At 44.9% G+C, this 14907-nt stretch carries 14 protein-coding genes; 8 read left to right on the top strand and 6 right to left on the bottom strand.

Features of this window, described 5'->3' with window-relative positions; translation table 11 throughout:
* The first annotated feature begins 223 nt into the window (after positions 1-223).
* The 4 genes from FNC98_RS10335 to FNC98_RS10350 all read left to right on the top strand — a co-directional run bounded on the left by FNC98_RS10335 (position 224) and on the right by FNC98_RS10350 (position 8259).
* A complete protein-coding gene (locus FNC98_RS10335) occupies positions 224-1651 on the top strand; it encodes an SH3 domain-containing protein (protein WP_143581161.1) in 1428 nt (475 codons plus the stop codon).
* 1 nt (position 1652) lies between these two features.
* Positions 1653-2744, top strand: a complete 1092-nt coding sequence (locus FNC98_RS10340; protein ID WP_143581162.1) for a dipeptide epimerase — start codon at positions 1653-1655, stop codon at positions 2742-2744.
* A 21-nt stretch (positions 2745-2765) separates the two neighbouring features.
* Complete coding sequence (locus FNC98_RS10345; protein ID WP_221932880.1) at positions 2766-4982, top strand: transglutaminase domain-containing protein; 2217 nt, start codon at positions 2766-2768, stop codon at positions 4980-4982.
* Between the two features lie 403 nt (positions 4983-5385).
* A complete protein-coding gene (locus FNC98_RS10350) occupies positions 5386-8259 on the top strand; it encodes a TonB-dependent receptor domain-containing protein (RefSeq protein ID WP_313904102.1) in 2874 nt (957 codons plus the stop codon).
* A gap of 117 nt (positions 8260-8376) precedes the next feature.
* On the opposite strand, the gene FNC98_RS10355 is transcribed toward FNC98_RS10350, so the two are convergent.
* Both FNC98_RS10355 and FNC98_RS10360 read right to left on the bottom strand, forming a co-directional pair.
* On the bottom strand, positions 8377-8835 hold the full coding sequence (locus FNC98_RS10355) for a methyltransferase family protein (protein WP_143581163.1): 459 nt from the start codon (positions 8833-8835) through the stop codon (positions 8377-8379).
* A gap of 1 nt (position 8836) precedes the next feature.
* Positions 8837-9667, bottom strand: coding sequence for a formyl transferase (locus FNC98_RS10360; protein WP_143581164.1), 831 nt, complete (start codon positions 9665-9667; stop codon positions 8837-8839).
* Positions 9668-9796: 129 nt separating this feature from the next.
* Between FNC98_RS10360 and FNC98_RS10365 the strand changes: the two genes are divergently transcribed.
* A complete protein-coding gene (locus FNC98_RS10365; RefSeq protein WP_143581165.1) occupies positions 9797-10657 on the top strand; it encodes a sulfotransferase domain-containing protein in 861 nt (286 codons plus the stop codon).
* 125 nt (positions 10658-10782) lie between these two features.
* On the opposite strand, the gene FNC98_RS10370 is transcribed toward FNC98_RS10365, so the two are convergent.
* Positions 10783-11097 carry a DUF962 domain-containing protein gene (locus FNC98_RS10370; RefSeq protein WP_143581166.1) on the bottom strand — a complete coding sequence of 105 codons (315 nt, stop codon included), beginning with the start codon at positions 11095-11097 and terminating at the stop codon, positions 10783-10785.
* A 17-nt stretch (positions 11098-11114) separates the two neighbouring features.
* On the bottom strand, positions 11115-11756 hold the full coding sequence (locus FNC98_RS10375) for a GNAT family N-acetyltransferase (RefSeq protein ID WP_143581167.1): 642 nt from the start codon (positions 11754-11756) through the stop codon (positions 11115-11117).
* Positions 11757-12035: 279 nt separating this feature from the next.
* Here FNC98_RS10375 and FNC98_RS10380 point away from each other — a divergent pair, with 279 nt between their 5' ends.
* A complete protein-coding gene (locus FNC98_RS10380; RefSeq protein WP_143581168.1) occupies positions 12036-12266 on the top strand; it encodes a DUF2789 domain-containing protein in 231 nt (76 codons plus the stop codon).
* A 35-nt stretch (positions 12267-12301) separates the two neighbouring features.
* On the opposite strand, the gene FNC98_RS10385 is transcribed toward FNC98_RS10380, so the two are convergent.
* Positions 12302-12676 (bottom strand): DUF3192 domain-containing protein, encoded by a 375-nt coding sequence (locus FNC98_RS10385; RefSeq protein ID WP_143581169.1) that lies wholly within the window; start codon positions 12674-12676, stop codon positions 12302-12304.
* A 321-nt stretch (positions 12677-12997) separates the two neighbouring features.
* Here FNC98_RS10385 and FNC98_RS10390 point away from each other — a divergent pair, with 321 nt between their 5' ends.
* Positions 12998-13324, top strand: a complete 327-nt coding sequence (locus FNC98_RS10390) for a hypothetical protein (RefSeq protein WP_143581170.1) — start codon at positions 12998-13000, stop codon at positions 13322-13324.
* On the opposite strand, the gene syd is transcribed toward FNC98_RS10390, so the two are convergent.
* A complete protein-coding gene (gene syd, locus FNC98_RS10395) occupies positions 13317-13889 on the bottom strand; it encodes a SecY-interacting protein (RefSeq protein WP_143581171.1) in 573 nt (190 codons plus the stop codon). The two genes, FNC98_RS10390 and syd, sit on opposite strands and share 8 nt — an antisense overlap.
* Positions 13890-14004: 115 nt before the next feature.
* Between syd and queF the strand changes: the two genes are divergently transcribed.
* Positions 14005-14856, top strand: coding sequence for an NADPH-dependent 7-cyano-7-deazaguanine reductase QueF (gene queF / locus FNC98_RS10400; RefSeq protein WP_143581172.1), 852 nt, complete (start codon positions 14005-14007; stop codon positions 14854-14856).
* Positions 14857-14907: the final 51 nt, after the last annotated feature.

The raw sequence follows: 14907 nt of genomic DNA on the forward strand, positions 1-14907 counted from the left end.
GGTGCATTAACATTCTCTACCAACTTTTGGCAATTCAACTAAAAGCGATAAAAAAACATCCGACTATGATGTAAAGTGAATATATGAGTAGCGCCGCGGATTGCCAAAAATGACCGGCTTGGTCGGCGATACATCGATTAATATTCCCGTTTAACGTCGCAAATTCATCGGCTCAGCACAGCGCTGATGCGGATGTATAAGAACAACAAAGAGCAGGATCCGTATGACCTTTTTTTCTGGACAATCATTAAGCCAAATAACCAACAATTTTTGTGCCCTGATATCGCTTGTCTGCCTGACTATCCTCATCAATAACCCGGTACAGGCAAAATCGACAGGTTTTACTAGCAATATCATTCATGTTGATGAAGCAAAACTGATGGCTGAGTACTGGCAACAGTCTCTCGTTGCCCAAAATGGCAAAAACGCCAGCGCCGTGTTGATGGACTCCAAGCAGATCCAGGCGTTCAATGAACAGCAATTTAGTCGTGGCACCTATCTGAAAAAGCCGCTAACGTTTCCTGATAAACTGGCAGCGGATACCATAGCTAAATTCATTCGTGCGATCAGCAAGCCTGCCAGTTCAGAACGTTTTTATGCAGACGGTAAAAAGCTGTCAGAACAGGATTATCAGGATTACGAAAAGCGCATGAACCTCGATTCTCTTAAAGGGTATCAGGATGTTCGTTTTGCGATTGTGGTAAAGCGTACCAGCCTTCGCACCTACCCGACGCTCGATCGGGTATTTAACGCAAAGATGGATTTGGATCTCGATCGTTTTCAGGAAACCGGTGCATTTCCTGGTGAACCGTTGGCGGTTGTCCACACATCAACAGACGGTGAGTGGCATTTTGTCCGCAGCTACAATTACCGAGCCTGGGTTCAGAACAAAGATATTGCCTTTGCCGAACGTACTCAGGTCGAGGATTTCATTGCCGACAAAAATCGTCTGGTCGTCACCGGTGACAAAGTATTCACCACGTTTAATCCCAGCATGCCGCAAACCTCTGAAGTGCAACTTGATATGGGCGTATCCCTGCCTTTAATCAGCCACAGTGATTATGGTAAATATCAATTACATGGTCATAATCCATACACCGGCCATATCGTCTTGCTACCAACAAGAAATGCCGATGGCAACTTGAAGCTCGAACCAACACTTATCCCACGAAAAGCCGATGTAAATATCGGTTATTTACCGTTTACTCAGGAAAACGTAATCAACCAGGCATTTAAGTTTCTTGGAGAGAGGTATGGTTGGGGGCATGACTACAATGGTCGCGATTGTACTGGCTTTGTCGGCGAAATTTATAAAACTTTTGGCATTTTAATGCCACGTAATTCTGGTCAACAGGGCAAAGATGTATATGGAGAAAATATCCGCTTTGCTAAATCCGTCAAACCTGCTCAGAAGCTTGCCGATTTGGAAAACCTGCAAGTGGGCGATCTTTTATACTTACCAGGCCATGTTGCGATGTTCTTAGGTTACGACCAGGGTAAGCCGTTTATTATCCACGATGTCTATGGCCTCGGCTATGTCGACGATAAAGGCAACCAAGTTACCGGCATTTTGAATGGCGTTTCAGTAACCCCGTTACTGCCGTTCAAAGGCTATATCAAATCTCTTTACAACATAAAACGAATTCGCTGATATGAAATTGTCCCAAATACGCCTGGCCAGATTAAGGGTCCCTCTGGTTACCCCGTTTAAAACGGCCTTGAGAACTGTCGACCATGTTGATGATGTCGTGGTAGAGCTTACTCTGGATAATGGCATGACAGGCTATGGCTCAGCACCAGCAACCGCGGTTATCACCGGAGATACCCATGCGTCGATTATTGCCGCCATTAACGATTTTATCTGGCCACGCATTGCGGGGATGAATATCGCTGACCTTAACGATATTTGTCGCTTCATCGATAGCGCCATGCTTCACAATAGTTCCGCCAAAGCGGCAATGGAAATTGCCATCTATGACTTGTGGGCACAAAGTCTGGGCTTGCCCTTATATCAGGCGCTTGGCGGCGGTGTCGATACATTAAAGACCGATATTACGATCAGCGTTAACTCCCCGGCCGAGATGGTTAGCGACGCGAAAAAAGCTGTCAGCCAAGGCTATGACACCTTAAAACTAAAAGTCGGTAAAGATCTGCAACTAGATATTGAAAGAATTTCCGCCATTTCCCAGGCTGTGGGCAAAGATATTTCCCTGCGCCTTGATGCCAATCAGGGCTGGAATGCCAAACAATGTATTAAAGCGATAAAAGCGATGAACCAGGCTGGTATCGACTTTGAACTTGTTGAGCAACCCGTTGCAGCAAACGATATTGCTGGCCTGAAGACCTGTACCGAGCAACTGGATACGGCGATTATGGCCGATGAAAGTGCATTTTCACTCGCGCAATCGGTTGCCTTAATGCAACAGCAAGGTTGTGATATCGTCAATATCAAATTGATGAAAGCCGGTGGCATTTCAAAAGCGCTGACAATTGCTGATATGGCGAGTGTTTACCGTTCACCCTGTATGATGGGGTGTATGCTGGAAAGCAGTATTGGCGTCGCTGCCGCTGCCCATGTCGCCGCTTCTCGATATCAGACCATCGACAAAATCGATTTAGATGCCGCGACGTTGTGCCAAATTAACCCGGTTATCGGCGGTGTCCAATTTCACCGTGCCGACATCAAACTCAATCAATCTCCAGGCCTTGGAATTGAATCCATTCCATCATTAACGTACCTGTAGTTAAGGAGCAAAGACATTCCCATGCAGCAGTGCAGAAATATAAAATCCGTTATGCTATTCACCGCTTTTAGTGCGTTATTGCAGCTTACCGCTTGCGATAGTGCGCCAAAACCTGAAGTGACCCAACAATCTTCCCAGGTAAGCGATCAACAACAGCTGATCAAAGAAGGAAAATTCCAACAAGCCCGTGCCAACATCGAAAAATTGCTCGAGCAATCAAAGCTGTCAGATAAGCAACGACAACAGCTGGCTTTCGAGCTTGAGCGGATGCAGCGAATCGAGCGGGATTTTAGTGCCGATTTAGTCGATATTCGAAACTATATTGAAAAGCACATTGGTCCGGTTACTGATCAGGAGTTAGCCGATTGGGAAGCCAAGGGGCTACTTGAAAATCGTATAATCGATGGTAAAACCAAGTATTTTCGCAGTGCCGGGTATAACCTGTTTCAATTGGATGAAGACGCGTTGGCGCGTCGTAAAGGCTACCAACCATTTACCGACAGAGCACCGCTGTATGCGTTAAATCAGCATCACAAAGACATCGTTGCGAAAATCACTGAAGAACATCGTCAGGTGGAACAAAAGCGTTTTAAGATTCGCTACAACCTGACCGTTGATGCCAATGCGGTTCCAGACGGTGAAACTTTAAAAGTCTGGATCCCCTACCCCCGGGAAATCGAAGGTCGCCAGGAAAACATTCGCTATGTAAATTCCAATCCGAAAGTTCATCAGATTGCCGGTGAGGATACACTGCAACGTACCATTTATTTTGAAACTCAGGCGGTCAAAGACACCGCAACCGAATTTTGGGTGGAGTATGAGTTCGATACCTATGGTATCGGCGTTAAGATTGACCCGGAAAAAGTAACACCGGTAATGCCAGATTCAGAATTAAAAGAGTTCCTGCAGCAAAGACCGCCTCATGTGGTATTTACGCCAGAAATTCAGGCCCTGTCAAAACGTATCGTGGGCGAGGAAACTAACCCTTACAAAATTGCTCAAAAACTGTTTACTTATGTCGATAATATTCCCTGGGCAACGGCGATCGAATATTCAACCATTCCAAATATCAGTGAATATGCAATGACCGCAGGTCACGCCGATTGTGGCCAGCAAACCATGTTGCTTATCACTTTACTGCGTTACAACGGCATTCCGGCGAGATGGCAGTCCGGTTGGGAGTTTTCGCCAACCTCGTTTGATACCATGCACGATTGGGGTATGGTCTATTTTGCCCCATATGGCTGGGTGCCAATGGATGTAACTCATGGAGTATTGGATAGCGCAAATCCGGCAGAAAAGTGGTTCTACCTAAGTGGCATCGATTCCTATCGATTGATCTTCAATGACGACTATTCGCGCGAATTTGAGCCCGCTAAAGAGCATTTCCGTTCAGAAACCGTTGATTCGCAGCGTGGTGAAGTGGAATGGCAAGGTGGTAACCTGTACTTCGACAAGTGGAGTTATGATATGCAATGGCAGGATATCTCCTCGGAACTTGAGCCACAGGAATCGCCCGAGAAAGCCGTTGATAGCGAGAACTTTTCAGTAAAAGCACTGGATAGCGAACAGCTTGTGTTGGTTGTCACTGAAGATGAAGATGCGATTCAGGGCGAGCTAGTCGGGTTCGACAAGAAAACTGACAATAATCAAAACATCACCTGGCAGCAAACCGATATCCGCAATAGCATTGTTGTAGGCAGAACTGGTATCGCCTGGGGTAAAGGTTTGCACCCAGTGCAACCCGGGCAACAAAAACAAGAAGGCGATGGCAAAGCACCTGCAGGGATTTTTGAACTGGGCACGGCATTTGGCTATCTGCCTGATTTACCGACGGGCTTAAACTATGAACCCATGTCTGCTACCCATTTTTGTATGGATGTTGCCAGCTCGCCACTGTATAACCAGATAGCTGACACTCAGGTGGTTGGCGAAAAAGCCCTTGAAGGTAACTCCGAGCCGATGCGTCGCGATATCCATAAAAACGATAAGGTGTATAAGAAAGGGATTTTTGTCCATCACAATCCGGACAATATCGCCGGCGGCGGAAGTTGTATCTTTCTGCATTTATGGCGTTCGGACAATAGCCCTACGGCAGGATGTACCGCGATGGAAGAAGCGGCGATGGATAAACTCTTAGCCTGGTTAGATAAAGATAAAAACCCATTGATGGTGACCTTGACTAAAGACCAATATCAGTCTTTGAAAACTCAATGGCAACTGCCTGAAATTAATTAATAATCAAATCATTTATGCATTCGATAAAGCGGCACCTGCCGCTTTATTTATAACCATCAATAGTTCTGAGACGTGACTTCCTCAGTCTCCTGTACATATCTACTACTTTACTCAACTCAATCTGATATTTTGTCTGCTTCGCATAGAAAGCCACATCCTTAACAGGTTAGTTATTGTCGGAATATTGCTGAGATATCGCTTGTAACCTGTTGAAACAAACAACTGCATAGATGAAGAAAATTAAATTGACATAAATTATTCCCAGCACTCAATATAAATGTTAATAAATTATTTACATAGCGTAAAAATATGGTAATTTAATACCAGGCGAAATTTCGAGCAGCTTCGACCTAATGCTGTTGCGAATCACTCGCTAAAAATAACAACAACAGGAGAAAGCACAGTGCAACTTAATAAGATAGCAATGGTTCTCGCTCTATCTGGTATGTCTTCGCATGCTCTTGCTCAAGAAGAAGCAGAAGCGACCGATGGTGAACAAATAGAGCGCATTGAAGTCACGGGTTCGAGTATCAAGCGTACTAACCTTGAGGGTGATTTACCCGTAACCGTAATCAGCAAAGCTGAGATTGATGCAGCCGGTATCACGTCCGCGGATCAATTATTATTACAAATGAACATCGCCTCAAACTCTAACGATAATTTAGCGAGTAACGCCGGTATCGTCGGTGGTGAAGAACGTGGTAATAACGGTGCGTCCAGCGCTAACTTAAGGCAGCAAGGTGCAAGTTCTACCTTGGTACTACTTAACGGCCGCCGTGTTGCAACCCATGGTTTGAAAGGTCGCTCCGTTGATCTTAACTCCATTCCATTTGCCGCCATTGAACGCGTTGAAGTCCTTCGAGACGGTGCATCGGCAGTTTATGGTACCGATGCGATCGGTGGTGTTATTAACTTTATTCTTAAAAAGAATTATCAAGGTGCAGAGCTAGGCGCTCTTGCAGACGTTACTGAAGAAGGCGGCGGCGATATTTATCGTTTTACTTTCGTCGGTGGTTTCGGTGATCTGAACGATGATGGCTTTAACGTAATGGCCACAGCGTCTTATAAAGATGTGAAAATCTTAAACGGCGACGATCGTGACTTTACCAACACATTCCAGCCTGACCGAGGTTTGTCTCCGGATACCCGTGGTGCACCATTTGCCTCAATCAATGATCGCTGGAGCAGTCCAAACGATCCAACCAGTAGCCACTACAACCTTATTGGTGGTGGTCTGATTAACCCGGAAACCGGTTTAGAAAACAGCGTATTAAACGTTTTGGCGCTACCTGGTCAACCTGGTTGTGATGCGTTTCCAAACACAGATGTCGATACGGGTGCGTTGTGGAACCGCGCCAACGAAACCGTAAGTTGTGCCTGGGATTACCCACGTGCATCTGTACTACAACAACCTGTTGAAAGTATCGATTTGGTTACTCGTGGTACGTTAAAAATTACCGAAGACCTGGAAGGTTTTGTGGAATTTATTGGTTCAGAAGTCACCAGTAAGAAACTATTCGAACCTAACCAAATTACCCCTTGGTCAATTGGTAATGGTGACTGGGAAACCTTTGGTGGTGGCTGGTATCCAAGCACTGGTGCTTCCTATGACTATATCGTCGATGCTCTATCTGGTTACTACGGCGCTGAACAACTAAACATAGGCGCTCCTATCGCTTACCGTTGGCGTTGTATGGATTGTGGTCCTCGTGAAATCGAAACCACAACCAAAGCCTATAAATTGCAGTTAGGTCTTGATGGTTCATGGGATGACTGGGATTACAAAGTCGGATTATCTCGCTCTTCTAACGAAGCGGAATCTGAATTAGGTGGCGGTTACCACTACACCGAGATGTTGGCACAAGCTATCGGTACTGGCTTAGTAAGCCCATTCTTATTACCAGGCGAATCGCAAACTCCCGAAGGTATGGCAGCAATTGAAGCCGCATCTGCTCGGGGCGTAGTGCTGTTCGGTGGTGAAACCGTAATGACTCAGTTTGATGCGTCAATTACCGGTGACACGGGTTTTGAACTTGGTTTAGGTGGTGATTCCATTTATGTTGCTGCCGGTGTTGATATCCGCCGTGAAGAATATAAATTCAACGGTGATCGCCGTACGGCAGAAACTCGCCCAGACATTTATGGCGCGCCTTTTGATGATGCCAACGCGTTAGATAACGTGCATCGCACCATCCAGGCGGTATTTGTCGAAGCCTTGATCCCGGTTGTTGAATCATTTGAATTGAACCTGGCGTTACGTCACGATGATTACTCAGGTTTTGGTGGTACAACGAATCCTAAATACGGTTTCACCTGGAAGCCACACGATAGCGTGTTATTCCGTGGTGCCTACAGCACAGGTTTCCGAGTACCTTCCTTTAACCAGCTGTTCAATGGTATCACTGAAGAGCCGTATACAGGTCTCGACTTTGCTGACCCGGCAGTGTGTCCAGGTGGTATCGTCGACATTGATGATCCAAACTGTCAGCCGATTCAACCTACCATCCTATTTGGTGGTAAGCCAGATCTAGGTCCGGAAGAATCCGAGCAAAGCAGCTTAGGTTTTGTCTGGGCACCTACCGATGAGTTCAGCATGAACGTCGACTGGTGGGAAATCATCATCGAAGGTACCATCCAGGTTCCTGGTCGCGATGATTTGGTTGAAAACTATGATGTATTCACCGACAACTTCATTCGTGATAGCTCTGGAGAGTTAGTATCAATTGACCAACGTTATGTAAATGCCGGTGAGCGTAATACCAGCGGTGTTGAAGTTGGTGCTAAGTACACTGCTGATATCGGCCCTGGTGAGCTTTCTGTTAACTTCAACGGAAGTTACCTGATTGAAGATAAGAAGAAACTGCTAGATAACGCACCGTTTAGTGACAATCTGGTAGGTACTCATTCTCGTGGTAACATCCCGCTTCGCTGGAAACACACCTTGGCGTTCAACTACACCATTGAAGATTTCACCGTAAACTTAACTCAGGTATTCCGTGACAGTTACGAAGATGAAGTACCACCGGGTATTGAATCTGGTGAAATCGATCCGCCAAACTGGGATCCGGAAGTTGATAGTTACACGGTATATAACACCAGTGTTCAGTACACAGGTTGGGACAACATCGGTATCACCTTTGGTATTAAGAACATTCTTGACGAAGAGCCACCATTTACGGCTCACCAGAATGACTTCTCGCCAGGTGCAGCCTTTGACCCGCGTGTAGCAGACCCTCGTGGCCGGGCTTACACACTTCATGCAACCTACACTTTCTAATGTGTTGAGTTGAATAAAAAGCGGCTTATCTAAGCCGCTTTTTTATGTCTGACTTACCAGCATCGGAAAATCGACATCAAGGTCTGGAAGCGCCCTGCTTCTGCGTTTAATCAACCATCAAATCCAGCGCCTGACACTGGCCTTATAGTCGACATAGTCCCGCTTAAACTTTCCTTCCAATAAACGCTCCTCTGGCTTAATTTGCCACTGCGTCAGGTAAACCATAAAAACCGGAACCAAGATTGCGGTGTATATCGAAAAAAGCAATAAGCTCCAACCAGTTAATATCAGACTAAAGCCCAGATACATAGGGTTGCGGGAATATTTGTATATACCACTAACCACAAGTGTTGACGTTTGTTCAGGAAACCTGGGATCAACGGTGGTGTGCTGGCGACGAAATCCCAGAACCCCAAACCCGATAACCACAAACCCCAGGGTGACAGCGATAAACGCCACAATGTTTTGAGGAGTAAAACCCAGTTGCGGATATGCCGGATTGCGCAATACCCAACCGAGGCCAATAAAACCAAGCAATAACAGCAAGGGAGGTATTTTCAATTCTAATGACCGCATATTAGTTGGCCTCCTTATCGGCAATGGTAACCTGGTAATACCTCGACAGAAACTCTGCCAATTCATGGTGATCGTAGATTTTAAGTCCCCTGTCATCAAAATCTTTCAACGCCGAAGCGTCGGGAAAGCCAAAATAATTCCCCTCCCCTGACTGAACCATTTTTGGCAGCGGTGATTTTTCTATTAAGGCGTTTATATAATTTAAAATTTGCTCAGGCGCACTTTGATAAAGATGAAGGACGTGCCACAGATAAGATTTTTCGGGGTCAATATCCAGAGTCGCGGTAGAAATAATTCTGCCGGTATCAATGCCAGCGTCATCAATGGTGTGCAAGGTTGTGCCAATGGTTTTTTCTTCATTGAGCATTGCCCAGAACGTCGCCATGACGCCACGATATTGAGGCAATAACCCAGAGTGTAAATTTATTACCCCATATTTTGGGATCTGAATCGCCTCTGACTGTAATATCCTGCCAAAGCGAATACTGATAATCAGGTCCGGGTGAGAATTGGCCAAAGTTTCAAGGCCAGCTGGGCTATTAATATGATTGAGAAAGGTAATAGGTCCACTGGTATGCTGCTCCAGATGCACAAAGCCTTTGAAGCCAGTATGCCGGGACAGTTGGCTATCAAGAGCCTTTTCATCAATAAGCGGCAGAACAATCGAAGATTCGAAGTGAGACAGTTCGCTTATTAGCCCTTGATGATCGTCGGCTTTACCTACCTGTTGGGACAAAAATACGGTCACATTATGTTGCTGTAATTGCGGCAATAACAGGTTTAACGCGAAGTTAGCGGGTAAATCACGGTTAGCTAAAATGGTTATATTCAAGTCGTCATTCCTTTTATGTCGCTCGCCGTGCACGTTATTCAACGAAAGCGCTACCGAGGCTGCATACTTAGCCAAATTTAAACTACACTGGAAACAAAGGGAATAATAATTAGAGCACAAGTAACAACCATGAACATAGAGCCAGCCATTGAGAGCAGGTTTGCCAGGCTGTTTAATCGCAAGCACAAACAAATACGATTCAAATATCGACTTCTAACGGCGCGACAACGTGTATTGCCAAACTTCCTTATCCTCGGGGCCAGATATTCGGGTACAGCCAGTCTGGTAAAGCTTATCAATCAACACCCTAAACTGCATGGTACGTTTCAATCACAAATCCATTATTTCGACGGTGGCCTAGCAAGAAACCGAGATAACTTCCTCAATGGTGAGTCATGGTACCGCGCCCATTTTCCCAAACGCAAAGAACTTGCGCCCGGCCATTTGGCATTCGAAGCGTCAACGTTTTACAGTTTTCATCCGTTAGCCGCAAAACGCTTACATGACCTGATCCCAGACGTAAAAATCATTTTTGTTCTGCGCGACCCGGTACAGCGTGCCATTCACCAATATAACGACGCAAAACGGCAGAATCATGAATATCTCCCAATGATCAATGCCTTGCAAATCGAAGAGAAACGTCTGGCCTGGACGATGAAAAATAAAGACTACAAAAGCGGGACTTTCCTTCACGCCACCTACAAATCTCGCGGTCACTATAAAGAACAAATCTCACGTTACATGGAATTATTTGGCCGTGACAAAATCTTGCTAGTGGGCATTGAAGAGTTTTGCCAGAATCCGGAAAAAGTCTTTAGCGAAATCTATCAGTTCCTCGGGATTGATAATTTTGTCGTCGATACCAAAACCTTTAAGCTGCCTAAGTTCAAAGTTAACGACGCACCGGATGTTAACAACTATCTACAGGAATATTTCAACCACAGAAATCAGTCTTTTTACGAGTTTTCCGGAAAGGCATTTAATTGGTGATGAGGTATTGTTAAGAAAGCGCCGGCCAACGGCGCTAACAGCAAGCCGGGAAGCGAGCGTGGTACGCTTTTTTTCCCGAAAACCTGAAAAAGGCTGAATACCACTAGCAAGGTATTTGTTAGCAACTATCGATTGATTAACTTCTTTCGGGTTAAGAACTCTGCCAACATCACCCAATCACCGAGAAAGCTGTACCACGGATAAATGAAGGTTGCGGGTCTGTTTTTCTCAAAGAAAAAGTGACCCACCCAGGCAAAACCATAGCCAAGTACCGGTAGTGCAATCAAATACAGAGCCTTACCTGAGACAATGATGTAAATGACTAAAGCAATGACCAGAAGACTACCAATATAGTGTAGCGCCCGACACACGGGATCCTGGTGTTGCGATAAATAGAAAGGATAAAACTCTCGAAACGTCTGATATTTTTTCTCTGTCATCTTGTTCTACTTCTTGATTAACGTTTATTGCGGTAGTGAATCATTAAAGGACCGGTTACTTTACCAACGGTAACCTCCTTTACCACCTGATAATCACACTCTTTAAAAAATTCCCGGTATTTATCACTGGTAACATAAATCGCGACACCTTCACTTTCCGGACTGTCCTCCAGCACGGTATTGACCGCTGCCACCAGATAGTGACCGAACCCATGTTGCTGATGCAATGGATGGATGGCGATAAACGATAACATATGGAACTGCTCTAGCGGTACAGAATCGACGATGATTTGCTCTTTTTCAATCATTTGCCGGGTATTGAAATAGCCTGCGCTTAGCATCATTTTTAATCGCCAGTGCCAAAAACGATCACTGCCAAGACCTCGGCCCGGACTGTTGATACAAGCGACACCAACCAGAGCTTCACCCAGATATAATCCTAAAATCGGTTGTTTCGCTTGCCAGAATGCTGCCAATTCTTCACGAATTGCGGCCCTGAGACGTTGCTCATAACCACTGTCGTCGGCATCGAAGATATCCATAAAAATCGGATCATCCTGATAGGCCTGAAACAACAGCGAGGCGGCAACTTTTAACTCGCTCGCCGGCAAATAGGATGCTCGGATATCATTATCTGTGGCTACTTTTACGTCATTCATAACAGTTACACTCTTATATTACGGGCCCACCTAAGCATTTTCACTGACGTGTGAAGAGCAAGCAGGCCCTGGTATTTTCCCGGTGACTTGCTATCCACCTTATCAAGGAAAATTAAATATAGTCAAACCAACTGGTTACATTATGTACTCGATATTGCGGATTACCAATAACATTGGTTTATGCTGAGAACTAGCAAACTACCGTGCTTTTTGTTCCTGGAATTGGTGTAAGCCATCTATAATGAGTACTGTTCATTTCACAACGTCGCGAGGCTTAGGATGGATCTGTCGAATCACAATCTGCAGGGATTGTTTGCACAATTGGGCTTAGATAATCAGCCAGACAGCATTAACCAGTTTATTGAACAACACAAAGGACTGGCTTCGGAAATTCGATTAGAACAAGCGAATTTTTGGTCGCCTGCACAGGCTAGTTTTCTTGAGGAATCAATCAGCGAAGATTCCGATTGGTGTGAGATCGTCGATGTTTTAGACAGTATGCTGCGATAATAGTGCTCGCAATGCAGCGAGCACTGTTCAGATAGTTAAATTTGCGCTAGCGCTTTGTCACCCCAGCTTACCAGTACGTTTTCTTTGAAGATAAGAGGCGTGCACTCATCTTTGGTGGTCATGCTGTCGGCATGTTTGCGGTTAGTACGGTAGTAAAGTACCTGGATCTTCTCACCATTTTTTTCGTAAGTTTCATTGAAGTCCGGCACACCCATTTTCTTTTTCACGTCTGCAAAGCTCATCTCAGCTTCCAGCTCCGCTAGCTTTTTACGGTTTTCATAAGCCGTATCATGGCTAGAATGCATAGTGTTTGCATCCCATTCGCCTTTACCATCAACTGCAATTACGCAACCGGTTAATGTGGTTGCCAGTGGCGCCATAACTAATAATGCAACAAGCGTTTTCTTCATTGTTCTACCTTTCTAAATTAAAATGCAAGCTGTCTCGCTTACGTAAATTCCCTGTAGGCATAGAGCCAGAGCAGAATGTTCTGATCAATACCTGTCAAATGTATTATTCCAGCTATTTCACCCAATTTAAGGAAAATTGACCAGAATCAAATTACAAGTTTAGTGGTAGCAATTAACCTGCCAAAACAATAACTCGTTGATTTTTATCGAAAATAAATATTTCCATTAATTCTCGTCATGACATCGTTAGCGACTTTCGCTATTATTTAGCAAAATTTCCAATCTTTGTCGCAAATTTCAGCAATTAAGGTCAGTTTGCCAATGAGCCAGCAAGAAATCTATCAAATCGCCCATCAATTAAAACAACAAGGAAAAACCCCGAGTGTTGCATTAATCAAGAGTCAGTTATCCGTTTCGATGCCCCTTACCGCTATCATCAAAGGATTACAACAATGGCAGAAAAACCCGGCCCTTGGCGAAACCAAAGCAGAACAACCGGCGGAAACAGCAGCGCCGGCCGACACAAATGCATCGGCGGATATAGCAACCCTTAATCAGCAAGTAACCTCGTTACGGCAACAAGTCGCGACGATGAAAGTGGAAATAGATGAGCTGAAAAACATAATTGCCGAGCTGAAAGCTAAGTAGTTTGTTGTAAACGCAGGCTCAGGCTATCGAGAAATTCCGATAACGAGTCTGCAAGTTTTTTACTGCCTTTCAATCCAACGGGTTCCACCCAAACGCTGCCATCATCATTATCTATTACCAGGTTAATATCCTCTTCGTCAGTAATCGCGAAAAAGATACTGGTTGGTTGACGCAGGCGACGTTTCATTAGTACGTGGCCAATTATATTTTGTTGCAGGCGTTCAAAATCGTCTTCATTCCAGGCAAACAATAACGACAGTTTTCCATGTTCGCTCTCGGCCTCAATGCTGTCGCTATATGCCAATGCGAAATATTCCTTAATACTCGGGTGCAACTCCATATCCAGGGCTTTCTCAACGTTAGCAAAGGAAATCGGCTGCTCAACAATATGCGGCTGCCAACGCGTAAGCTGACCATCTTTAACCTGATCCATCTCGGCATCTGACGGCCATTGCTGGTCGTGTTCAACCTTAGGGAAATCGCCATGTGTATCCTGATACTGTTGGATAAATCGATTCAATAACTGCTGCAAACTGACTTGCGTTGGCGTAAATTCAATTGCCATCAATAAATTCTCATCTTGTTGGGGCTCTCAAGAGTATCGAAAGTACCTTCAGAGCTAAAAAATTGCTATGATTAGCGCCTATTATAGCGAGCAGTTGAGTGAAATTTAAAACCCTATGAGCAATTACCAGAACGCTGATGAATTAAAAGCCTTATTGCTGGGTAAGGAAACCGAATATAAAAGCGACTATGATGCGAGCCTTCTTCAAGGCGTACCACGAAGCTTAAATCGAGATTCACTAGCCATTGATCAGGTAAACCTGCCATTTCTGGGTGAAGACGTCTGGTATGGGTTTGAACTGTCCTGGCTAAACGCTAAAGGCTTACCCCAGGTCGCAGTTGCGGAATTTCGCTTTCCTTGTACCAGCACCAACATCGTCGAATCCAAATCCTTTAAGTTGTACTTAAATAGCTTTAATCAAACCCGTTTCTCAAGCTGGGATATGGTAAAAGAAAAGCTTGGTCAGGATCTTTCCCTTGTCTGTGATGGCCAGGCTATCGTAAACCTGTTTGACGTCGAGCATTGTCCGGCTTTGCAAATTGCCAGCCAGCAGAGCTATCAACGCATTGATGATCAGGATATTGAAATTACTAATTACCAGTTTGACCGTGAACTGCTCGAAGGCGCAGCAAACAAGGATGAGATCGTTTCAGAACAGTTGGTGAGCCATTTGTTAAAATCCAATTGCCTGATAACCAACCAACCGGACTGGGCAAGCCTGTATATCGACTATCGTGGCGGCAAAATTGATCAGCAAAAGTTATTGCGATACCTGATATCTTTCAGACAGCATAATGAATTTCACGAGCAATGCGTGGAACGCATCTTTGTTGATTTAATGGAATTTTGTCAGTGTCAAGAGTTGACCGTTTATGCCAGGTACACCAGGCGAGGTGGCTTGGATATCAACCCATATCGCTCGACAAACGCGTCCCCTGCGCCGGATTTGAGAACCATACGCCAATAAAAATATCTAATTGTAATAATAAGTTACAAGGATTCTCATACATTACGTTTA

The sequence above is a fragment of the Thalassotalea sp. PS06 genome, from assembly GCF_007197775.1.
Lineage (GTDB): Bacteria > Pseudomonadota > Gammaproteobacteria > Enterobacterales > Alteromonadaceae > Thalassotalea_A.